The sequence below is a fragment of the Kitasatospora sp. NPDC051164 genome (assembly GCF_044455625.1).
GTDB lineage: Bacteria > Actinomycetota > Actinomycetes > Streptomycetales > Streptomycetaceae > Kitasatospora.
Genome location: NZ_JBITFB010000045.1, coordinates 43,004 through 65,150, shown reverse-complemented (window position 1 = coordinate 65,150; position 22,147 = coordinate 43,004). Strand labels below are relative to the sequence as shown.

General features: G+C 70.9%; 20 protein-coding genes, 1 rRNA gene and 1 pseudogene. 16 read left to right on the top strand and 6 right to left on the bottom strand.

The window, feature by feature from the left end:
* From rrf to pstB, 9 genes and pseudogenes are all read left to right on the top strand, one after another.
* Positions 1–87: ribosomal RNA gene (gene rrf, locus ACIBEC_RS42025) — 5S ribosomal RNA — on the top strand; the annotation flags it as partial.
* Between the two features lie 80 nt (positions 88–167).
* A complete protein-coding gene (gene mshD / locus ACIBEC_RS42020) occupies positions 168–1,196 on the top strand; it encodes a mycothiol synthase (RefSeq protein WP_360506927.1) in 1,029 nt (342 codons plus the stop codon).
* Positions 1,197–1,693: 497 nt separating this feature from the next.
* A pseudogene (locus ACIBEC_RS42015) lies at positions 1,694–3,763 on the top strand (RNA degradosome polyphosphate kinase); the annotation flags it as partial.
* Positions 3,764–3,883: 120 nt separating this feature from the next.
* The gene (locus ACIBEC_RS42010) at positions 3,884–4,969 is read left to right on the top strand and encodes a CHAD domain-containing protein (RefSeq protein WP_360506921.1); all 1,086 of its coding nucleotides are present in this window, start codon (positions 3,884–3,886) and stop codon (positions 4,967–4,969) included.
* A 31-nt stretch (positions 4,970–5,000) separates the two neighbouring features.
* Positions 5,001–5,495 (top strand): NUDIX hydrolase, encoded by a 495-nt coding sequence (locus ACIBEC_RS42005; protein WP_360506918.1) that lies wholly within the window; start codon positions 5,001–5,003, stop codon positions 5,493–5,495.
* 227 nt (positions 5,496–5,722) lie between these two features.
* Positions 5,723–6,856, top strand: coding sequence for a phosphate ABC transporter substrate-binding protein PstS (gene pstS / locus ACIBEC_RS42000; protein ID WP_360506916.1), 1,134 nt, complete (start codon positions 5,723–5,725; stop codon positions 6,854–6,856).
* Between the two features lie 149 nt (positions 6,857–7,005).
* Positions 7,006–7,983 carry a phosphate ABC transporter permease subunit PstC gene (gene pstC, locus ACIBEC_RS41995; RefSeq protein WP_360506913.1) on the top strand — a complete coding sequence of 326 codons (978 nt, stop codon included), beginning with the start codon at positions 7,006–7,008 and terminating at the stop codon, positions 7,981–7,983.
* Entirely contained in the window at positions 7,980–9,050 is a 1,071-nt protein-coding gene (pstA, locus tag ACIBEC_RS41990) for a phosphate ABC transporter permease PstA (RefSeq protein WP_360506910.1), read from the top strand. The genes pstC and pstA overlap by 4 nt, the downstream gene beginning before the upstream one ends.
* 38 nt (positions 9,051–9,088) lie before the next feature.
* On the top strand, positions 9,089–9,865 hold the full coding sequence (pstB, locus tag ACIBEC_RS41985) for a phosphate ABC transporter ATP-binding protein PstB (RefSeq protein WP_360506907.1): 777 nt from the start codon (positions 9,089–9,091) through the stop codon (positions 9,863–9,865).
* 160 nt (positions 9,866–10,025) lie between these two features.
* On the opposite strand, the gene ACIBEC_RS41980 is transcribed toward pstB, so the two are convergent.
* Complete coding sequence (locus ACIBEC_RS41980) at positions 10,026–11,021, bottom strand: inorganic phosphate transporter (RefSeq protein ID WP_360506904.1); 996 nt, start codon at positions 11,019–11,021, stop codon at positions 10,026–10,028.
* Between the two features lie 5 nt (positions 11,022–11,026).
* Positions 11,027–11,647 (bottom strand): DUF47 family protein, encoded by a 621-nt coding sequence (locus ACIBEC_RS41975; RefSeq protein ID WP_360506902.1) that lies wholly within the window; start codon positions 11,645–11,647, stop codon positions 11,027–11,029.
* Positions 11,648–12,008: 361 nt separating this feature from the next.
* Between ACIBEC_RS41975 and ACIBEC_RS41970 the strand changes: the two genes are divergently transcribed.
* Positions 12,009–12,398, top strand: coding sequence for a metal-sensitive transcriptional regulator (locus tag ACIBEC_RS41970; RefSeq protein WP_360506899.1), 390 nt, complete (start codon positions 12,009–12,011; stop codon positions 12,396–12,398).
* 34 nt (positions 12,399–12,432) lie between these two features.
* On the opposite strand, the gene ACIBEC_RS41965 is transcribed toward ACIBEC_RS41970, so the two are convergent.
* Both ACIBEC_RS41965 and ACIBEC_RS41960 read right to left on the bottom strand, forming a co-directional pair.
* Positions 12,433–12,633 (bottom strand): hypothetical protein, encoded by a 201-nt coding sequence (locus tag ACIBEC_RS41965; RefSeq protein ID WP_360506897.1) that lies wholly within the window; start codon positions 12,631–12,633, stop codon positions 12,433–12,435.
* A gap of 209 nt (positions 12,634–12,842) precedes the next feature.
* Positions 12,843–13,742 carry a hypothetical protein gene (locus ACIBEC_RS41960; RefSeq protein ID WP_360506895.1) on the bottom strand — a complete coding sequence of 300 codons (900 nt, stop codon included), beginning with the start codon at positions 13,740–13,742 and terminating at the stop codon, positions 12,843–12,845.
* Positions 13,743–13,902: 160 nt separating this feature from the next.
* On the opposite strand from ACIBEC_RS41960, the gene ACIBEC_RS41955 reads away from it, so the two are divergent.
* Entirely contained in the window at positions 13,903–14,091 is a 189-nt protein-coding gene (locus ACIBEC_RS41955; protein ID WP_360506892.1) for a hypothetical protein, read from the top strand.
* Between the two features lie 79 nt (positions 14,092–14,170).
* On the opposite strand, the gene ACIBEC_RS41950 is transcribed toward ACIBEC_RS41955, so the two are convergent.
* Both ACIBEC_RS41950 and ACIBEC_RS41945 read right to left on the bottom strand, forming a co-directional pair.
* Positions 14,171–14,893: a phosphatase PAP2 family protein gene (locus ACIBEC_RS41950; RefSeq protein WP_360506889.1), complete on the bottom strand. Its 723-nt coding sequence runs from the start codon at positions 14,891–14,893 to the stop codon at positions 14,171–14,173.
* 186 nt (positions 14,894–15,079) lie between these two features.
* On the bottom strand, positions 15,080–16,168 hold the full coding sequence (locus ACIBEC_RS41945) for a bifunctional lytic transglycosylase/C40 family peptidase (RefSeq protein WP_360506887.1): 1,089 nt from the start codon (positions 16,166–16,168) through the stop codon (positions 15,080–15,082).
* A 248-nt stretch (positions 16,169–16,416) separates the two neighbouring features.
* Here ACIBEC_RS41945 and ACIBEC_RS41940 point away from each other — a divergent pair, with 248 nt between their 5' ends.
* The 5 genes from ACIBEC_RS41940 (at position 16,417) to ACIBEC_RS41920 (ending at position 22,063) form a co-directional block, all read left to right on the top strand.
* Positions 16,417–16,767 carry a hypothetical protein gene (locus ACIBEC_RS41940; RefSeq protein WP_360506884.1) on the top strand — a complete coding sequence of 117 codons (351 nt, stop codon included), beginning with the start codon at positions 16,417–16,419 and terminating at the stop codon, positions 16,765–16,767.
* A 168-nt stretch (positions 16,768–16,935) separates the two neighbouring features.
* The gene (locus ACIBEC_RS41935; protein WP_360506881.1) at positions 16,936–17,751 is read left to right on the top strand and encodes a hypothetical protein; all 816 of its coding nucleotides are present in this window, start codon (positions 16,936–16,938) and stop codon (positions 17,749–17,751) included.
* Positions 17,741–19,027, top strand: a complete 1,287-nt coding sequence (locus ACIBEC_RS41930; RefSeq protein WP_360506879.1) for a hypothetical protein — start codon at positions 17,741–17,743, stop codon at positions 19,025–19,027. The genes ACIBEC_RS41935 and ACIBEC_RS41930 overlap by 11 nt, the downstream gene beginning before the upstream one ends.
* A 7-nt stretch (positions 19,028–19,034) precedes the next feature.
* Positions 19,035–20,609, top strand: coding sequence for an SCO6880 family protein (locus ACIBEC_RS41925; protein WP_360506876.1), 1,575 nt, complete (start codon positions 19,035–19,037; stop codon positions 20,607–20,609).
* 104 nt (positions 20,610–20,713) lie between these two features.
* The gene (locus tag ACIBEC_RS41920; protein ID WP_360506873.1) at positions 20,714–22,063 is read left to right on the top strand and encodes an ATP-binding protein; all 1,350 of its coding nucleotides are present in this window, start codon (positions 20,714–20,716) and stop codon (positions 22,061–22,063) included.
* The last annotated feature ends 84 nt before the right edge of the window (positions 22,064–22,147 follow it).

Here is a 22,147-nt window from a genome sequence, read left to right as displayed (position 1 = left end):
GGTTACATTCCGAACCCGGAAGCTAAGCCTTACAGCGCCGATGGTACTGCAGGGGGGACCCTGTGGGAGAGTAGGACGCCGCCGAACAATCATTCAGAAGAACCCCTGATCCACTTGGATCAGGGGTTCTTCGCATTTCCGGGGGCGTATCGACGTATCGTCAGTGCATGGACGATCAGACAGCGGTCATTGCGGACAACGTGCTCCACCCCGGGCAGCGTGACGGCGCCCTCCGTGTGCTGGAGGAGGCCCAGGCGGTGGACGGTCGGGCCGCTGTGTCCGAGCAGGGCCGACTGCGTCTGCGTGCCGCCGAGATCCCGCGCCCGGGCGTCATCCACCTCGTCGAAACCGAAACCGAAACCGAAACCGAGACGCGAGCCGAGACGCGAGCCGAGACCGCGACGGAAGCCGAGACCGGAGCCGAAGTCGTCCTCGGCTACGGCCAGCTGGAGATCCCGCAGGGCGCGACCGCCAACCCGGCCGCCGAGCTGGTCGTCGACCCGGCCGCCCGCGGCCGCGGTCTGGCCCGTCCGCTGGTGGACGCCGTACTGGCGGAGGCCCACCGGGCGGGGCACGACGCGGTGGACTTCTGGGTGCACGGCGGGCACCCGGCGGCCCGGCACCTGGCCGAGTCGTACGGCGCCGAGCTGGTCCGCGAGCTGCGGCAGATGCGCCGCACCGGTCGGCAGACCGAGGAGGCGGCCGTCCCCGAGGGCATCGTGCTTCGCACGTTCCGCCCGGGGGAGGACGACGCGGAGTGGCTGCGGCTGAATGCCCTGGCTTTCGCTCATCACCCGGAGCAGGGCGCCTGGACCGAGCAGGACTTGGCGGAGCGGATCGCCGAGCCCTGGTTCGACCCGGCCGGCTTCTTCCTCGCCACCCGTGAGGGCAGGGCGGTCGGCTTCCACTGGACCAAGGTGCACCCGGCCGGCGCCACCGAGCCGGAGCTCGGCGAGGTGTACGTGGTCGGCGTGGACCCGGCGGAGCAGGGCAGCGGCCTCGGCCGCGCGCTGACCACGGCGGGTCTGCGTCACCTGACCGGTTCCGGCCCGGGCGAGCGCGGACTGGAGACCGTCCTCCTCTACGTCGATGCCGTCAATCCGGCCGCCGTGCGGGTCTATGAACGACTGGGATTCACCATTCACGAGGTGGATCTCATGTACCGAGCCCGGTACCAGGAGGACCGGCCGGCCTGACCCTCTCCCACCACGGTTCCCACCACGGTTCGACCGCCTCCCGGAGGCGGCGACAGAGGCGATGAGGGAGGCGGCGAGGGAGGCGGCGAAGCCGGCCCGGAGCGGTCGCGGACGAGAGTCCGGGACGGCCACGGCCCTTGCCCCGACCGACTCAGCTTTCCTCCTGGCCATGCGGTGTTTACCGTGGATTCAGTTGCTGCCGCGAAGATCACAGGATGAAGTCCGTAGTGTCTCGCTCGTGCAGAGTCGACCGCCAGGCACCGGCCGGTCCTGTACGGACCGCGCCCGGCGGATGGGCGCTGTCCCCGGGATCGGCCCGGGGCGAGGGCGACGGCCCGCAGAGCCATTCGTGTCCGGACGCCGTCCTGCTGCTGGAGGAGCTGGAGCCCATGAGCATCCCCCGCCCCGTCTCTGCCTCGCTGTCGCCGACGGCCCGGATGTCCGGTGCGCTGGGTGTCCCGCCGGAGCTGCCGGCCACGGACGAACAGGAGTTCGAAGCGCTGCCGCAGGGCCGCTTCCTGGACCGCGAGCGCAGCTGGCTCGCGTTCAACGAGCGCGTCCTGGAGCTGGCCGAGGACCCGGGGATCCCGCTGTTGGAGCGGGCGAAGTTCCTGGCGATCTTCGCCAGCAACCTGGACGAGTTCTTCATGGTCCGGGTGGCCGGCCTCAAGCGCCGGATCGCCACCGGCGTCGCCCAGCGCAGCGCGTCCGGCCTCCAGCCGCGCGAGGTGCTGGACCTGATCTGGACCCGTTCGCGCGAGCTGATGGCCCGGCACGCCGCGGCCTTCCAGCAGGAGGTGCTGCCGGACCTCGCCACCGAGGGCATCGAGGTGGCCCGCTGGTCGGAGCTGGCCGAGAAGGAGCAGGCCCGGCTCCACTCGCTGTTCCGGCAGAAGATCTTTCCGGTTCTGACCCCGCTGGCCGTCGACCCGGCGCACCCCTTCCCGTACATATCGGGGCTCTCGCTCAACCTGGCGGTCGTGGTGCGCAACCCGGTCTCCGGGCACAAGCACTTCGCCCGGGTGAAGGTGCCGCAGTCGCTGGCCCGCTTCCTGGAGGCCTCGCCCCAGCGGTACGTCCCGCTGGAGGACGTGATGGGCGCCCATCTGGAGGAGCTCTTCCCGGGGATGGAGGTGCTGGCCCACCACGCCTTCCGCGTCACGCGCAACGAGGACCTGGAGGTGGAGGAGGACGACACCGAGAACATCCTCAAGGCCCTGGAGAAGGAGCTGATGCGGCGGCGCTTCGGCCCGCCGGTCCGGCTGGAGGTCGAGGAGTCGATCGACCCCTACATCCTGGACCTGCTGGTGCGGGAGCTGAACATCACCGAGGCGGAGGTCTTCCCGCTGCCCGGGCCGCTGGACCTGACCGGGCTGTTCGGGATCGCCGAGCTGGACCGCCCGGAGCTCAAGTACCCGAAGTTCGTGGCGGGCACGGCCCGCGGTCTGACCGACGTCGAGTCGGCCTCCCAGCCGGACATCTTCGCCGCGATGCGCGAGCGCGACGTCCTGCTGCACCACCCGTACGACAGCTTCTCCACCTCGGTGCAGGCCTTCCTGGAGCAGGCCGCCGCCGACCCGGACGTCCTGGCGATCAAGCAGACCCTGTACCGGACGTCCGGCGACTCGCCGATCGTGGACGCGCTCATCGACGCGGCCGAGTCCGGCAAGCAGGTGCTGGTCCTGGTCGAGATCAAGGCGCGCTTCGACGAGCAGGCCAACATCAAGTGGGCCCGCAAGCTGGAGGAGTCCGGCTGCCACGTGGTCTACGGCCTGGTCGGGCTGAAGACGCACTGCAAGCTGTCACTGGTGGTCCGCCAGGAGGGCGACACCCTGCGGCGCTACTCGCACGTGGGCACCGGCAACTACCACCCGAAGACGGCCCGGCTGTACGAGGACCTCGGCCTGCTCACCACCGACCCGCAGGTCGGCGCGGACCTCTCGGACCTCTTCAACCGGCTCTCCGGCTACTCGCGCCGCGAGTCCTACCGCCGCCTGCTGACCGCCCCGCGGAGCCTGCGCGACGGGCTGGTCTCGCGGATCCACAACGAGATCGCCCACCACCGGGCGGGCCGCCCGGCGTACGTGAAGCTCAAGGTCAACTCGATCGTCGACGAGGCCGTGATCGACGCGCTGTACCGGGCCTCGCAGGCGGGCGTGCCGGTGGACGTCTGGGTGCGCGGGATCTGCGCGATCCGCCCGGGTGTACCGGGGCTGAGCGAGAACATCCGGGTCCGCAGCATCCTGGGCCGCTTCCTGGAGCACTCCCGGGTCTTCGTGTTCGGTAACAACGGCGATCCGGAGGTCTGGATCGGCAGCGCCGACATGATGCACCGCAACCTGGACCGCCGGATCGAGGCGTTGCTGCGGATCACCGATCCGGCGCACCGCGCCGAGCTGTCCGGGCTGATCGACCTCGGGGTGTCGGACGAGACGGAGTCCTGGCACCTGGGGCAGGACGGCGCCTGGACCCGCCATTCCCAGGACGCCGAGGGCCGGCAGCTGCGGCACGTCCAGGACCTCCTGATCGACTCGCGCCAGCGCCGCCGGGCCGCCACCTCGCGCTGACGCGACCACTGATGCGAAACCGTCGGAGCAGCAGGCACTCGAGAGTCTCGAGGGCGGCTGTTCCGGCGGTCGGCCGCCAGCTCCGGGGAACGGCCCGGAGGAACGGGGATCTACCACGCCATGACCGACGCGCCGATGACGGCCCAGGCGGCCTCCACAGCGACCGCCGGGGACATCCTTTCCCGCCACCTCACCGCCCAGGCCGGCGCTTTCCTACGCGCCCTGCCGCTGGCGGTGGGCGAGGTCGGCGCCAGACCCGGGGCGGCCTCGGTCGTCCCGGCGGCGGGTACCGCGGATCTGCTGCGGGCCGTCCGGCGGGTCGGCGGGCTGCTGCACACCTTCGGCTCGGTCTTCGAGCAGACCTGGGCGCAGGAGTCGCGTACCGAGCTGCGCTGGCTGCTCAACCTGCTGGCGCTCGAGCCCGGGTACGTCCGCCGTTCGGCCCGGCTGCTGGGCGCGCTGGACTCGCTGAGCGGCAGTGACCCGGAGGGGACGGGCATGCTGGCCGGCCACGCGGGCGCCCCCAAGGCGCGGGCGCTGCTGGACCGGCAGCTGACCCTGGCCAGGACCCGGGCGCACTCCACGGCGCTCCAGGAGCTCCGCTCGGCCCGGCTGCACGCGCTGGCGGACCGCATGACGCTGCTGGTCGGCGAGGCGCCGCTGCTTGAGTCGTCGGGCGGCCGGGCGTCGGCGGTGCTGCTGCCGCAGGCGGGCGCCGCGTTCGCCGCGCTGTCCGCGACCGCCCAGCAACTGCCGCTGCACCGGGCCGCGACGCCGTACGGCGGGGACGGGCTGCGCCGGCTGGGCGCGGTCCCGGCGGCCCGGGGCGCGGTGGACGCGGACACGGCGCTGGCGGCCGACGACCAGCCGTGGGCCCGGCTGCGGATCCTGGTGAAGCGCGCCCGGTACGCGCTGGAGGTGTGCGGCCGCCGGTCCGCCGAGCTGGACGAGCTGGACGCGGTGCTGGCCCGGCAGCAGGAGGCCGCGGACGCCGCGGTCACCGCCGCCACCGCCGCGCGCACCCCGCGGATCACCCCCGCGACCGCGTACGTGCTGGGCGTCGTCCACGCCGACCAGCGGCTGGACGTGGAGTCGGCGCGGTACGTGTTCGGCCGTCGGTGGACCGAGCTGTCGCCCGGCCCGGACGGTTGGCTGGACTTCCCGGCCGAGGGCTGGGGCCAGTCCGTCGCACCGAGGACGGTCTGAGTTGGGCGGGCGCCGGAGAACCGGGCAGGCGATGGAGAGCGCGACCGGGGCGGGGCACGGCCCGGTGATCCTGGCGGCCGGCGCGGTGCTGTGGCTGCCGGGCCGGCTGAAGAAGAGCGGGCGGCTCGGGCGGCCGCGGGTCGCGGTGATCCACCGGCCCAAGTACGACGACTGGAGCCTGCCGAAGGGCAAGCTCGACCCCGGCGAGGGCATGGTCGACGCGGCGCTGCGCGAGGTCTGGGAGGAGACCGGCTTCCGGTGCCTGCTCGGCCCGGAGCTGCCCGCCCAGCACTACCAGGTGCAGGGCCGTCCGAAGGAGGTCCGGTACTGGGCGGCGGTGCCGTCGAGCGGCGCCTTCCGGCCCAACCGCGAGGTGGACCGGATGGAGTGGCTGCCGGCCGGGAAGGCCCGGGCCCGGCTCACGTACGACCACGACCGGTTGCTGATCGACGCGCTGCTGGCGATCCTGGGGGCGAGGCCGCTGAAGACGACCGGCGTGCCGCCGGTGGAGGAACGGTGGAAGTGATCTCTCCGCGCCCTTGCCGTGACGCAACCGTTACTACCTGACGTAGTTTCCTGTCATCCTTTCGAGGTTCACTCCCCGTTCACTTGCGACCGGCTGTCGTGTCACTTCCCAGGCTTAACTTCGGGACCACCGGAGGGCCGCAAGGGCCCCGGACCACAGCAGAACCCGCGCCGCGCCGTACGCGTACGGACCACGCAGCGGGAAATGCCTCAGAAAGGGAATCCCCAGTGAAGCTCCAGCGGAACGGCCGCTCCAAGGCCCTCGCGATCGGTGCCATGGCGCTCGTCAGCTCGCTGTCGCTCGCCGCCTGCGGCTCGGACAACGGCAACTCGACCACGGCCGGCGGCTCCAGCGGCTCCGCCGCGGCCGGTGCCGCGATCACCTGTGGCAAGCCCGGTTCGCTGATCGCCGCCGGTTCGACCGCCCAGGGCACGGCGATCGACGTGTGGAAGACCAACTTCAGCGGCGCCTGCTCCGGCACCACCATCAACTACCAGGGCGTGGGCTCGGGTGCGGGCATCCAGCAGTTCACCCAGGGCAAGGTCCAGTTCGCCGGTTCCGACTCGGCGCTGAAGCCGGCCGAGGTCGACGCCTCCAAGGCGGTCTGCACCGGCGGCCAGGGCATCGACCTGCCGATGGCCGGCGGTCTGATCTCGCTGGTCTTCAACGTGGACGGCGTCGACAACCTGGTCCTGGACGGCCCGACCGCCGCCAAGATCTTCGACTCGCAGATCACCAAGTGGAACGACCCGGCGATCGCCGCCCTGAACCCGGGCGCCAAGCTGCCGGACGCGGAGATCCAGTCCTTCCACCGCTCGGACGACTCCGGTACCACCGACAACCTGACCAAGTACTTCGCCGCCGCCGGCAACGGCGCCTGGTCGTACCCGTCCAGCAAGACCTGGGCGGCCAAGGGCGGCCAGTCGGCCAACGGCAGCGCCGGTGTCGCGGCCCAGGTGAAGCAGGTCAAGAACTCGATCAGCTACGTCGAGCTGGCCTACGCCCAGACCAACAGCCTGAAGAGCGCCGCCATCAACACCGGCGCCTCCAAGCCGGTCGAGGCCACCGCCGCCAACGCCGCCAACACCTTCGCCAAGGCCCAGATCGCCGGCACCGGCAGCGACCTGGCGCTGAAGCTCGACTACGCGACCAAGGACGAGGGCTCGTACCCGCTGGTCCTGGTCACCTACGAGATCGTCTGCGACAAGGGCAACAAGGCAGACACCCTCGACACCCTGAAGTCCTTCCTGACCTACACCGCCAGTGACGCGGGTCAGAAGGCGGCCGGCGAGAAGGGCTACGTCCCGCTGCCCCAGGAGCTGACCGGCAAGGTCAACGCCGTCATCCCGACCCTGGCCTGACCCGACAGACCACCGGTGGGGCGGCCCCGTGAGCGAGGGGGGCCGGGGCCGCTCCACCGGAACGCACCACACCCAGCACCACGTCCGGGGCACCGCCGCCATGGTGCCGTCCCCCTTCCGGGGCGGCGCCACCAGACCGGAGTAGACCAATGACTTCATCCTCCCCTGCCGCCCCGCGAGGCAGGGAACGCCGACCGCGTGACAGCCGGGTCGGCGACAAGATCTTCATGAACCTCGCCCGGGGTTCGGGCATCCTGCTGCTGGTCATCATGGCCGCGATCGCCGGCTTCCTGGCCTGGCGCTCGGGCCTGGCCCTCAGCAACAACAACGGCAACTTCCTGACCTCCTTCGAGTGGGCGCCGGACGCCCCGAAGCCGGTCTTCGGCATCGCGGTGCTGGTCGTCGGCACCATCGTGAGCGCCGTCATCGCGATGGCGATCGCCGTCCCGGTGGCCATCGGGATCGCGCTGTTCATCTCGCACTACGCGCCGCGCCGGATCGCCCAGCCGTTCGCCTACCTGGTCGACCTGCTCGCCGCCGTCCCCAGCATCGTCTACGGCCTCTGGGGTGCGCTCTTCCTGGTCCCGCACATGGACGGTCTGACCAGCTGGCTCGACGAGTACCTGGGCTGGACGTACATCTTCGACCAGACCAAGACCGGTACCCCGCGCAACCTGTTCACCGTCGGCATCCTGCTGGCGATCATGGTCCTGCCGATCATCACCGCGGTCTCGCGCGAGGTGTTCCGCCAGGTGCCGCGGATGCACGAGGAGGCGGCACTCGCGCTCGGCGCGACCCGCTGGGAGATGGTCCGCACCGCGGTGCTGCCGTTCGGCCGCCCCGGCATCATCTCGGCCTCGATGCTCGGCCTCGGCCGCGCGCTCGGCGAGACCATCGCGGTCGCGGTGGTGCTCTCCTCCAACAACGTCCTGTCGCTGCACATCCTCGACGCGGGCGGCGGCACCTTCGCGCAGAACATCGCGCTGAAGTTCGCCGAGGCCGGCGACAACGGGCGCAACGCGCTGATGGCCTCCGGCCTCGTCCTGTTCGTCATCACCCTGCTGGTGAACGGTGCCGCGCGACTGATCATCGCCCGCCGCAAGGAGTACTCGGGGGCCAACGCATGACCGTCACCGCCATCGTCGATGACACCCGGCCCGTCGGCCGTCCGCTGACCGCCAACCGGCTGCCCAAGTGGGCCCCGGCCGCCGTCGCGGTCGGCTCGATCGCCCTCGGCTGCGGGATCGGCGCCGCCGCCGGCCTGGCCAGCCACCTGCAGTGGGGCCTGATCTCGGGCCTGCTGTTCCTCCTGACCAGCTACGGCCTCGCGGCCCGGGTCGAGGGCCGCCGGCAGGCCAAGGACCGGTTCGCCACCTCGGTGGTCTGGGTCGCCTTCATCCTGGCCGTCGTCCCGCTCGTCGCCCTGACGGTCTACACCGTCCAGCAGGGCGCCGGCGTGGTGGACGGGTTCTTCCTGAGCCACTCGATGAAAGGCGTGCTCCAGTCCGGGCCCGGCGGCGGCATCTACCACGCGCTGATCGGCACCCTGGAGCAGGTCGCCCTGGCCACCGCGATCGCCGCCCCGATCGGTCTGCTGACCGCCGTCTACCTGGTCGAGTACGGCCGCGGCAAGCTCGCCAAGGCGGTCACCTTCTTCGTCGACGTCATGACGGGCATCCCGTCGATCGTCGCCGGTCTGTTCATCCTCTCGCTCTGGAACCTCGCCCTGGGCTTCGGCTACTCCGGCTTCTCGGGCAGCCTCGCGCTGGCGATCCTGATGATGCCGGTCGTGGTCCGGTCCACCGAGGAGATGCTCAAGCTCGTCCCGAACGAGCTGCGCGAGGCCTCGTACGCGCTCGGCGTGCCGAAGTGGAAGACCATCCTGCGGATCGTCCTCCCCACCGCGATCGGCGGCATCGCCACCGGCGTGATGCTCGCGGTCGCCCGCATCACGGGCGAGACCGCCCCGGTGATGATGCTGGTCTTCGGCGCCGACTACATCAACAACAACCCGTTCGACGGACCGCAGCAGTCACTGCCGATGTACATCTGGACGCAGTACTCCCAGGTCAACAACCAGTACGGCTACGCCCGTGCCTGGGGTGCGGCGTTGGTGCTGATCGCCTTCGTGATGAGCCTCAACCTCATCGCCCGGGGCATCGCCCGCTGGCGCTCGCCCAAGACCGGCCACTGACCGACAGACGTACGAGACAGACGAGAGAAGCAACGATCATGGCCAAGCGCATCGACGTCAGCGGACTGTCGGCCTACTACGGCACCACCAAGGCCATCGAGGACATCTCGATGAGCATCGAACCCCGCTCGGTGACCGCCTTCATCGGCCCCTCCGGCTGCGGCAAGTCCACCTTCCTGCGCACCCTGAACCGGATGCACGAGGTGATCCCCGGCGCCCGGGTCGAGGGCAAGGTCCTCCTGGACGACGAGAACCTGTACGCCACCAACGTCGACCCGGTCGCCGTGCGCCGTTCGATCGGCATGGTCTTCCAGCGCCCGAACCCCTTCCCGACCATGTCGATCTACGACAACGTGATCGCCGGCCTCCGGCTCGCGGGCGTGAAGAAGAAGGCCGTCCTGGACGAGGTGGTGGAGCGCTCGCTGAAGGGCGCCAACCTCTGGAAGGAGGTCCACACCCGGCTGAACAAGCCGGGGGCCGGCCTCTCCGGCGGTCAGCAGCAGCGCCTGTGCATCGCCCGCGCCATCGCGGTCGAGCCGCAGGTCCTGCTGATGGACGAGCCCTGCTCCGCGCTCGACCCGATCTCCACCCTCGCCATCGAGGACCTGATCGGCGAGCTGAAGTCGCAGTTCACCATCGTCATCGTGACCCACAACATGCAGCAGGCGGCCCGCGTCAGCGACCGCACCGCCTTCTTCAACCTGGCCGGCGTCGGCCAGCCGGGCAAGCTGATCGAGCTGGACGACACCCAGCGGATCTTCTCCAACCCGTCGGTCCAGGCGACCGAGGACTACATCTCCGGCCGCTTCGGCTAAACCGGACCCCGTCACCGCGGCACCGCGACGAGTGACGGAACACGAGCTGTCCCGTGGTGCTGCATGGCGGTGCCGCCGCGGGACATGAAGAAGGGCCCGCCCCCGAGATGTGGGGGCGGGCCCTGTCATGTCCCGGTGCCGTCCGGGCCGTTCCCGTGGGTCAGCCCCAGAACAGGTGGATGAACCAGTACACCAGCGCTGCGACGATGGCGGCCGCCGGCATCGTGATGAACCAGCCGAGCACGATGTTCTTCGCGACGCCCCAGCGCACCGCGCGGATCCGCTTGGTGGCCCCCACACCCATGATCGCCGAGGTGATCACGTGGGTGGTGGAGATCGGCGCCTTATAGACGAACGAGCTGATGTACATGACGATCGAGGCGGTGGTCTCGGCCGCGAAGCCCTGTGGCGGGTCCAGCTCGATGATCTTGCGGCCGAGCGTCCGCATGATCCGCCAGCCGCCCGCGTAGGTGCCCAGCGAGAGCATGGCGGCGCAGGAGATCTTCACCCAGACCGGGATGGCATAGGTGTCCTGCCGACCGGAGATGACCAGGGCCATCACCACGATGCCCATGGTCTTCTGGGCGTCCTGCAGACCGTGCGCCAGGGCCATCGCGGCGGCCGAGGCGGTCTGGGCGATCCGGAAGTTGCGCTTGGCCTTGTGCGGGTTCGCCCGGCGGAAGATCCACAGGATCGCCAGCATCACCAGGAACCCGCCGACCAGGCCGACCACCGGCGAGACGACCATCGGGATGACGATCTTGTCGATCACCCCGCTCCAGATCACGCCGATCCCGCCGGCCAGCGCCGCGCCCACCATGCCGCCGAACAGTGCGTGCGAGGAGGAGGACGGCAGGCCGAAGTACCAGGTGACCAGGTTCCAGGCGATCGCGCCGACCAGGGCGGCGAACAGGATCGCCATCCCCTGGTTGCCGCTGGGGGTCTCGATGATCCCCTTGGAGACCGTGTGCGCCACGCCGCTGCCGAGGAACGCGCCCGCCAGGTTCATCACGGCGGCCATCGCGAGCGCGGCCCGGGGGGTGAGCGCCCGGGTGGAGACCGAGGTGGCGATCGCGTTCGCCGAGTCGTGGAAGCCGTTGGTGTAGGTGAAGAAGAACGCGACACCGATGACGGCGATGAGTGCAGCCATGTCCACGAGGGTCAGGACTCCTTGACGGCGATGGTCTCCACCGTGTTGGCGACGTGCTCGAACGCGTCCGCCGCCTCCTCAAGGACGTCCACGACCTGCTTGAGCTTGAGCACCTCGATGGCGTCGTACTGACCGGAGAACAGGTGGGCGAGCAGCTTGCGGTGGATCTGGTCGGCCTGGTTCTCGAGCCGGTTGACCTCGATCCAGTACTCGGTGAGGTTCGACATGCTCCGCAGGTTCGGCATCGCCTCCGCGGTGAGCTCGGCGGCCCGTGCCAGCACCTCGATCTGCTGCTCGATCCCCTTCGGCAGGGTCTGGATGTCGTAGAGGACGACCAGGTCGACGGCCTCCTCCATGAAGTCCATGATGTCGTCCAGCGACGAGGCGAGGCTGTAGATGTCCTCGCGGTCGAAGGGCGTGATGAAGGACGAGTTCAGCTGGTGGAAGACGGCATGGGTGGTGTCGTCCCCGGCGTGCTCGGCGGCGCGCATGCGCTCGACGATCTCCGCACGGGCCGACACGTCTGATCCCAGCAGCTCCAGCAGGAGCTTCGATCCGACGACGAGGTTCTCCGCCGCGACGGTGAACATGTCGTAGAAGCTCGTCTCCTTCGGGGTCAGGCTAAAACGCACGGAAATCTCCGATGTGCGGGGTAGGGACTGAACGATGCTAGGTGCAACCAAGCGCAATCACGCAAACGGGGTGTCGAGGATGGAGCCGGATCCTCCCCTTCCGTTCGGCTGCCGCACCGGCTGACCCGGACCGCACCACCACCTGCGGATGCGGGCCCCCAGTCTGACGGAACCTCGCCCGGATTGTCCCCGTCGTGCATGCCGAGGATCCGGGGCGCCGCTCAGACGGGTGAAGCACCGGACGGCCCCGCCCGGACGCTCCGGCACATGCCGCCTCGGCCGCCGGAACACCACGACAGGCCCCGGTGTTGGACACTGGTGGCCGACGCAGCCACCAGGCACTCAGACGAAGGCGGGGCCGATGACCACGACGCAAGCGCGTACCGAGCCGGATCACGCGGACGGGACCGACCCGGACGCCGGCCACGCCGCACCCGCGGCCGCCGCAGGACACCAGGGCGGCCACGGACCGCACGGCTACAGCGCCCAGAAGGACGCCCACCTCAAGCGGCTCCGCCGGATCGAGGGCCAGGTCCGCGGCCTCCAGCGCATGGTCGGCGAGGACGTCTACTGCATCGACGTGCTCACCCAGGTCTCCGCCAGCACCAAGGCGCTGCAGTCCTTCGCACTCTCCCTGCTGGAGGAACACCTGCGGCACTGCGTTGCCGCGGCCGCCGAGGAGGGCGGCGCCGAGCTGGACGCCAAGGTGGCGGAGGCCACCGCCGCGATCAGCCGTCTGCTGCGCAGCTGAGCCCCCGGCGCCCCGGACGGCGCGGACCGTCCCGCTAGCCGTCGGTCTCCCGGTCGGCCTCGCGGTCGGCCGGCCCCGGATCGGTCCGGTCGAGCAGCACCTCGTCGATCCGCTCGGTCGGCAACCGGTCGCCGGAGCTGGCCGTCGCGGCGATCATCAGCTCGCCGGCCAGGTCGATCTCGTCGAGGGCCGCGTCGTCGTGGCCGCCACTGCGGCCGCCCGTGGACGACACCACCTGCACCACCCCTTCAGTGCCTCGCCAGCCCGGGCGGCAGCCACCCGACGTCCAGCCTAGGCACTCCGCGGCCCGTCCACATGGCACGGACGGGCCATCTCGGCGCCGCCGAAACGGGTGGCCGCCGCTCCCCGGACGGCCACCCGCCCCGGCGGCACCCCGTTTCGGCGGCACCCCGTCTCGCCCCGGCGCCGGAGCGCCGCCGCGGCCTACTTGGGGCTCTCCGTGGGCTTCATCTGGTAGATGTCCGAGGCCGACGGCTCGGCCGCCTCGACCGCCTTGCCGAAGTCCGACAGCGCGGTCGTCGAGGTCACCTTCACCTGGTCCTTGGGCTCCTTCGAGCCCGCCACCCCGGCGAAGGTGAACACCTCGACCACCTTGTGCAGCCGGCCCTGGTCGTCCAGCCAGGCGTCGAACGGGACCTCCTTGACGGTGAAGGTCTGCGCGCCCATCCGCAGGCCGTCCCCGCCCCGGCCACCGGTCGCGTCGGCAGCCTTGGACAGGTCCAGGGCGCCGCGGTAGTGGTGCAGCGCGACCCCGCCGACGGTTTCGGTGCCGACCGCCTCCGCCTTCTGCGCCCCGCGCAGCGCCCCCGCGGCCGAGGCCGGGTCGGTCGCGCCGCTGCTGACCAGGTTGCCGTCCGGCAGCTGACGCACGTCCAGCTTGACCCACTTGCCCTCGGGCACCTTGGCGCCGCTGTTCTGCAGGTACACGGTCCCGGGCAGGACCACCTCGACGATCTTCCCGGTGGTCGCGGCGCCCGGCGGCACCTGGACCTCCAGCCGACCGATCCGCTTCACGTAGTCGTAGCCGCCCGTGCCGCTGAACGAGGCCTTCTTCTCGGCGGACTCGGTGACCAGCTCGGTGGCGGTGTGCGCGGAGCCGGTGCGGCCGGTGATGTCGGCGGCGTTGCGCACTGCCGTCAGCGGGTCCGCGGCGAGCTGGTCGGGGGCGTTCGACTGCTGGTCGGAGGAGCCTCCGCCGGAGCCGCCCGAGCAGCCGGCGGCGCCCGCCGCCAGTGCGGCGGCGAGCAGGGCGGCCCCGGCCGCCGAGCGCAGGTGCGGACCCGGACGGCGCGCTGGCCGCCCGGTGCGCTGCTGGTCGGTCATCTTCATCCTCGCGACAACCCCCTCGGGCCCGACTGCCCCGCCGGTACCACCGGGTGGGCAGAGCTCTTTCCGGGCAAACGAGTTGGAAGCCGAAGCGTTACGGGTGCCCGCCGTCGGAGGGCGTCGCGCATCGGGCGTCCGGCGCGTTACGGTGAACCACGTGCACAGTGAGCTGCCGGCCGCGCCCGGCACCCGGATGCCCGAGCACCGCCTCGCGATCAGCGAGCGCGGCTCCTTCGCCTTCGCGACCTGCAGCTGCGGCTGGTACTCCTCGGCCCGCCGCTCCCGCGACCTGGCCCGCCGCGAGGGGGCCGACCACCTCGCCGAGAGCGGCGTCGCACCGGACTGACCGCGCCGGGCCGCTCCTGTGGCGACTCGGGCGTCTGCGACCGTCAGGCCGCTCGGGCCGCTCCGACCCGTCAGGCCGCTCAGGCCGCGAGGTCGGACTCCGGGGGCTGCTCCTCGGCCCGCACCGCCCCGCGCCCGCGCCGACGGCCGCGCGGACCGGCCCCGCCACGGGCCGCTCCGGCACGCTCCGGCGCCCGGATCAGCGGGGCGACGGCCGTCCGGCTCAGCGCGTGGCAGAACGGGACCAGCACCGCCATCGCGATCGGCGCCAGCAGCAGCACCACGGCGACGGCGAGCGCGAAGCCGCCGATCACGTCGGTCGGGTAGTGGACGCCCATGAACATCCGGCAGAAGCCCTGCAACAGGGCCAGCCCGCCGGCGATCCAGCCGAGCCTCCGGTTCACCAGGAACAGCGCCACCGCGACGCCCATCGTCATGGTCGAGTGGTCGCTGACGAAGGAGTGCGTGCCGGCCTTGCCGTCCACCAGCACCAGCAGCCCGGGATGGTCGACGAACGGGCGCGGACGGTTCACGATCGCGGCGATCGGCAGGTTGGCCAGCTCGGCGATCGCGACCGACAGCGGCACCCAGAGCAGCCCGGCGATCGCCACCGGCGCGTCCGGGCGGCGCCTGGCCTGCAACCAGGCCACCAGACCGAGCATGCCCAGGCCGATCAGGATGCCGTACTCGCCGATCCACGAGACCAGGTGGTCCAGCCACTGCGGGGAGCGTTTGGCCAGGCCGTTGACGGCGTAGAGCAGGCCGAGGTCGGGGTTGGTCGTGTCGGCAAGCGGCGTCGACACGCCGTACCTCCTTCTGGTCCGCTACACCTGTACGTTCCCGCCGGAGCCCGCCCGGCGCGGAATGCTGACGAGGGGCCACCGGAACAAACGTCATTTCGGGGCCACAGCGTTCCACGGAAACGCGCAGTTATGGAAACTTGACTCAGCGTCCACATAGCGCACACACGGCCCGGGTGCCCCGGCCCGCTACCGGCCCGCCCCCGCTGGGGTCGGCCCGGCCGGCGCGGGCGGGGCCGCCGCCGCGGGACGGCTCGGGGCGTTGACCGAGCCGTCGTTGTTCCGGCTCGGCAGCGCCTGGGCGCCGTCCGAGGTCACCCGGGTCGCGCCGATGTACTCCTTGGTGTCGATCTTGTCGTAGCGGATCACCGCACCGGTGTGCGGCGCGTTGATCATGTACCCGCCGCCGACGTAGATCCCCACGTGGTGGATGCTCCGCGGATCGCCCAGGTCCGTCGCGAAGAACACCAGGTCTCCCGGCCGCAACTGATCCCGCGACGGGTGCGGGCCGGCGTACCACTGGTCGTTGGCCACCCGGGGCAGGGTGATGCCCACACTGGCGTACGCGGCCTGGGTCAGGCCCGAGCAGTCGAAGCGCCCGTTCTGCGAGGGCAGGCCCTCACCGCCCCACAGGTACGGGGTGCCGAGCTTGGTCTGCGCGAAGTAGATCGCCGCCGCCGACTGCGCGGACACCTCCAACGGCGCGGTCGGCGCGGTGAAGCTGCGGGCCATCGCCTGGATGCTCCGCACGTAGCCCTGGGTCTCCTTGTACGGCGGGATGCCCCTGTTGCTCGTCACCGCGTACGGACCGGCGTTGTAGGCGGCCAGCATGTTGGCCTGCGCGTCGCCCGGGACGCCCGAGACGTCCTTGGCGAGCGCGCAGTCGTAGACCGCCGCCGACGCGATCGCGTCGTACGGATCCCAGACGTCCTTCCGGCCGTCACCGTTCGCGTCCGTTCCGTACGTCGCCCAGGTGCCCGGCATGAACTGCGCCATTCCCTGCGCCCCGACACCGGAACGGGCCCTGGGGTCGAATCCGCTTTCCTGGTACAGCTGCGCCGCGAGCATCGGCGGAGAGATCTCCGCGCACAGCGCGCCCCACTTCTGGATCGCCTCCTGGTAGGCCGCGGGGACCGTTCCGGGCGAGAGGGCGGAGCGATTCACCGACTGCTGCGGCGTCCCACTCGCCGCATAAGTCCCCATCGTCACCAGCCCGATGAACCCGAACGCAACAACTCCCGCAGTGACGGCGGCCGTCCCGGCCTTCCGGAGTACCATCAGCACCATCCCGACGATTCGTCAGTCGAAGTGTCCCGGAAGGCATTGCTCACCGCAATCATCAGAGATACAGGGAGTGAGCGCTATCCTTCGTACGGTGGACATCCTCGCGTACGTGTCCGATGCCTCACGACCAATCCGCGAGAAGTAGCCAAGTCGACATCAGATCTGGCCAAGAATAGGCACCGACCCTTCGCGCGGGCGGGGTCCGGGCCCTTGAATTTGCCTGATCGGGCGGTGAGATGGAAATGAACCTGAGCAGCGTGCACACCTATGCGGTCGGCCACCTGGCCGATGACCCTCCCAAGAAGCCGAATATCGACACCATCATCGGCGGGATCGCCCCGGACTGGGGCCCGTTCGCGACCCTCGGGTCGGAGGCCCGGGTGATGGTCGAGGTCATCATGGCCGTCGCCATCCTCCTCTGCCTCGGCCTCGCCGTCTGGGGCGCCGCCAAACAGCGGATCGGCGCGACCGCGATGCGGGACAGCTTCGGAGCCGAACAGGGCAAGGGACTGATCGTCGCCGGACTGACCGGCGTGTTCATCATCGGATCACTCGGAACTCTGTTCACCATTGTCTACGGCATGGCGATCTGACGATCGGACAGCAGTAGTCCGGCCCGTCCGAGGTCGGGTCCCCGTCCGGACCCCCTCCAGCGGCCGGCCTGCCAGGAGTTCACCCCCGTTCCCACCCTCCGTCCGCGCCCGCCCCCGGGTGGAGGGCCCCCGGAGCCGCCCCCGGCTCCCAGCACCAGGAGGGCCGCCGTGCCGTTGTCCGACGACCAGCCGCACACCCGTACGCGGCTACCGGTCGGCGAACAGCCCTCCCCGCAGCCGAGCCTGCGTCAGTCACGGCCGCTACGCACCCTGCTGACCGTCCTCGTCGTGGTCACCCTGCTCGTCGTCGCCATCGCCATCGCCAACCGCGGCAAACCCACCCCCGGCGGCAGCGGCGGCTCCGCCGACCACGCCGCCCCCAGCGCCCCCGCCGGCGCCGGCCCCGCCCCCAGCGGCGACCAGCCCGTCGGCACCACCGTCAACGGCATCGCCTCCGGCTTCCCGCACAGTGACCAAGGCGCCCAGTCGGCTGCCGCCAACTACGCGGTGGCGATCGGCTCCGCGGACATGTTCCGCACCGACAGTCGCCACACCATCATCACCACCATCGCCGACCCGGCCGCGGCGGCGACACTGCAGAGCCGGCTGGACCAGGGGTTCGGTGGCGACACCGTCGCACGCTACGGCCTCGACTCCCAAGGCCGCGCCCCCAAGGGCCTCACCTTCGTCAGCCGCACCGTCCCGGTCGGCACCAAGTCGACGGGCTACACCGACAGCGACGCCAAGGTCGAGGTGTGGTCGACCGGCCTCACCGGCCTCGCCGGCGAGCGCTCCGTCCAGCCGGTGACCACGAACTGGTTCACCCTCACACTCTCGCTGCACTGGACGGGCGGCGACTGGAAGCTCACCGACTTCACCAGCCGGCAGGGCCCCGCGCCGATGCCCGGAGACCAGCAGGCCGCAACCGCCGAGGAGATCACCGGCGCCGTCCAGCAGTTCGGGGGGTTCCGCTATGCCCGTTGACCACACCTCGCACCGATCCACCGCACGCCGCGCAGGCACGCTGGCCGGTGCGCTGGCCACCCTGCAGCTGATGGCGCTGCTGGCCGCCCAGAGAGTGTTCGCCGACCCGTCGCCGACCGCGACTCCCACGTGCCAGAAGGTGGATCTTCCGATCCCGGGCAGCGGGGCGGGGTGTGCTCCCGGCGGTGCGGTCGTCATTCCGGGGAGCGGCACCGTCGATACCGTGACCGATCCGCTGGGATCGTTGGCGAAGAGTTGTGCGCAGGCGGCGGCGTGGGTGGTGCGGAACCTGTCGGGGGCGATTGACGGGACGACGCAGGTGGACTTCACCAATGCGTCGTTCCTGCAGCAGTACGCCGTGGTGTTCGCGGTGTCGACGGTGATCACGTTGGTGCTGTGGTTGCTGGCGGTGACGAAGCGGGCGGTGCGGGGGGCGCCGCTGACGACGGCGTTCTCGGAGGCGATCGGCTTCCTGTGGCTGACCGTGGTGGCGTCCGCGTTCACGCCGTTGATCCTGTACACCGTGGTGAGCGTGACGGACGGGCTGACCAAGGCGGTCGCGGTCGGGACGAAGACGGATACCGGGTCGTACCTGGGCGGGTTCGCGGACACCTTGGAGAAGGGGAATGTCGGCGGTGGTCCGCTGATCCTGGTCCTCGTGTCGCTGGTCGCGGTGCTGGCGGCGGCGATGCTCTGGATCGAGCTGCTGATCCGGGCGGCGATGCTGTACGTGGGTGCGCTGCTGGGGACGGCGGTGTACGCGGGTCTGGTGGACAAGCAGCTGTGGAAGCACGTGCGCCGGTGGGCCGGGGTGATGTTGGCGGTGGACCTGGCGAAGCCGATCATCGTGATCATCCTGGGGCTGGCGGGCGCGGTGGCGACCGGAGCCGGGGCCAGTGACGACTTCGCCCGGGTGTTGTCGGGGCTGGCGATCCTGTTCCTGTCGATCTTCGCCAGCGCCGCGATCTACCGTTTCGTGCCGGGCTTCGGTGACGAGATCCTGAACATGCGTCAGGCCAGGGCCAACGCGGTGCAGGCGGGTTCGGCGATGATCAACGGTACGGCGAACCTGATGAAGCAGGGCATCAGCACTCACGGCGACCGCGGTGGGCAGGCGGGCGGCGCGAGCGGTGGCGGTGGTGGGGCGGGCGGCGGCTCGGTCGCGCCGGGCATCGCCGCCCACGCCGGCCGGACGCCGGCCCCGCCGCCGCAGGCCGGGCCGCCGCAGGCCACCCCGGTTCCGATCCGCGACAGCAATCCAGCGAAGGGAGGGTGACGGGTAAGTGAGCAGCGAACCGCTCGGCCAGTACGGCGCCCAGTACGCCCAGCCGTACGTGCACCAGCGCCGCACCTACCTGATCGGCAAGGCCCGCCCGAACGCGCCGATCGGCCGGAACCGGGAGTCCGGCGAGATCATACTGATCATCTTCGGGGCCTTCCTCGGGATGCTCTGGGGCCTGCTGATGCCGATCCTGCCGTTGCGGATCGGCGGTCTGATCGGTCTGCCGCTGCTCGCCATCGCGGCGGTGTACGTGCCGTACCGCAGGCGGACGTTCTACAAGTGGGTGGAGATCAACCGCACCTACCGCCGGACGGTCCGCAGCGGGCGGGCGGTGTGGCGCTCGGACGTGATGGACGCGGGCACCCGGCTGGACGGCCGGGAGGTGGAGGTCGGCCCGCCGCCCGGAGTGGGGCGGTTGCGCTGGCTGACCGCGCCGTTCGGGCCGGACGAGGTCGGGGTGCTGATGCACCTGGAGCGGCGGACGGTGACGGCCGCGATCGAGATCGAGGGCCCGGGTGTCGGGCTGCGCGACTCGGAGGACCAGGAGGCCCTGGTCGACCGGTTCGGGACGCTGCTGAAGCACGTCGCCAACGGGGACGGCTTCGTGACCCGGCTGCAGATCCTGGCCCGGACCCTGCCGGCCGACCCGGACGCGCACGCCAAGGACGTCGAGCGGCGCGGCGACCACGACGCGCCGCGCTGGCTGCAGGAGTCGTACGACCAGCTGCAGTCGATGGTGTCGACGTCGTCCGAGCAGCACCGGGCGTACCTGGTGGCCTGCATGCACTACACCCGTGACCTGGCCGCCGAGGCGCACGCGATGGGCCGTACGGCGACCGGTCGGCGGGCCCGGGACGACGAGGGGCTGGCGGCCGTGATGGCGCGCGAGCTGACCGACATCTGCGCCCGGCTGGCCGAGGCGGACATCCGGGTGCGCCAGCCGTTGGGCCAGGCCCGGCTCTCCTCGCTGCTGCACTCGATGTACGACCCGGACCACCCGATCGACCACATCCAGGCGATGTCCCGGCGCAACGCCTGGCCGGCCGAGCTGGACGCGACCCACCCGCAGTACCTGCAGGCGAAGACCCGCGAGTCGGCGACCCGGGAGCCGTGGTGCCACGCCACCGCGTGGATCAAGGAGTGGCCGCTCACCCCGGTGGGCGTCAACTTTCTGGCGCCGTTGCTGGTGCACACCCCGGACGTGATCCGGACGGTTGCGGTGACGATGGACCTGGAGCCCACGGACGTCGCGATCGAGCGGATGCTGACCGAGAAGACCAACGACGAGGCGGAGGCCAGCCGCGCCGCCAAGATGAACCGGACGGTTGACCCGCGCGACCTGGCCCACACCGGCCGGGTGGACCAGCGCGGTGACGACCTGGCCTCCGGCGCGGCCGGGGTGAACCTGGTCGGCTACATCACGGTCTCCTCGCGCAACCCCGACGCGCTGGCCCGTGACAAGCGGACCATCCGGGCCTCGGCCGGCAAGAGCTACCTCAAGCTGGAGTGGTGCGACCGCGAGCACCACCGGGCCTTCGTCAACACCCTTCCGTTCGCCACCGGCATCCGCCGCTGAGCACGCCGCACGCCGCACACCCGCACGCCGCACACCCGTACGTCGCACAGCCGCTCGCCCGTACGTCCGAACCCGTCCGCCGCTGACCCATCAGGAGGCCGCCCATGGCGCTCGGCAACCTCACCGACGCCTTCACCAGCCTGATGTTCGGCAAGGTGGAGACCACCCGCCTGCCGGTGCGCACCTCCACCGGCCAGGCGCAGGCGGTCTACCTGCCCACCGCCGCGCCCGGGCTGGGCGACTCGGGCGTGATCATCGGCCGCGAGGTGTACAGCGGCAAGGGGTACGTGTACGACCCCTTCCAGCTGTACGGGCAGCAGCTGCCGGCCCCGCACTGGCTGGTGCTCGGCGAGTCCGGCAACGGCAAGTCGGCGCTGGAGAAGACGTACGTGCTGCGGCAGTTGAGGTTCCGTGACCGCCAGGTCGTGGTGCTGGACGCGCAGGGCGAGGACGGCGTCGGCGAGTGGAACCTGATCGCGAACGCCCTGGGCATAAAGCCGGTCCGGCTGGACCCGATGGCCGCCCGGGACGGCGGGGTGAAGCTCAACCCGCTGGACCCGGCGATCACCCAGACCGGTCAGCTGTCGCTGTTGCGCACCATCGTCGAGGTGGCGATGGGGCGCGGGCTGGAGGAGCGGGCGGGCTTCGCGCTGAAGGCCGCGCACGCCCACGTGGTGGCGTCGGTGACGGGCCGACAGCCGGTGCTGGACGACATCATCGACACCCTCCGCAACCCCGACCTGTCCTCGGTGGAGTCGCTGGGCGTGGGGGTGGACGAGGTGCAGTCCTGGGGCCTGGACGTGGCGCTGGTGCTGGACCGGCTGGTCGACGGCGACCTGCGCGGCATGTTCGACGGGTCGACCACCGAGGGCATCGACCTGGACGCGCCGCTGATCGTCTTCGACCTCTCGCACATCGACCGCAACTCGATCGCGATGCCGATCCTGATGGCGATCGTCGGGGTGTGGCTGGAGCACACCTGGATCCGGCCGGACCGGAAGAAGCGCATCTTCCTGGTCGAGGAGGCCTGGCACATCATCAACAGCCCGTTCGTGGCCCAGCTGTTCCAGCGGCTGCTGAAGTTCGGCCGTCGGCTCGGGCTGTCCTTCGTCGCGGTGGTGCACCACCTGTCGGACGTGGTGGACGGCGCGGCGGCCAAGGAGGCGTCGGCGATCCTGAAGATGGCCTCGACCCGGACGATCTACATGCAGAAGGCCGAGGAGGCGCGGGCCACCGGCCGGGTGCTGGGCCTGCCGCGGTGGGCGGTGGAGATCATTCCCACACTTTCGCCGGGCATCGCGGTCTGGGACGTCAACGGCAACGTCCAGGTCGTCAAACACATCATCACCGAGGCCGAGCGGCCGCTGGTGTACACCGACCGCGCGATGACCGAGGACGCGGTGGCCGAACGGGTCCGCGCAGAGCGCCAGTTGGCCTCCGAACCGGGGGTCTGACGGCGGCATCTCCGCAGCCTCCGCGCGCGGCGGACGGCGATGGTTCGTCAGGAGGTAATCCTCTCGTTACGTTCGATGTCCTGA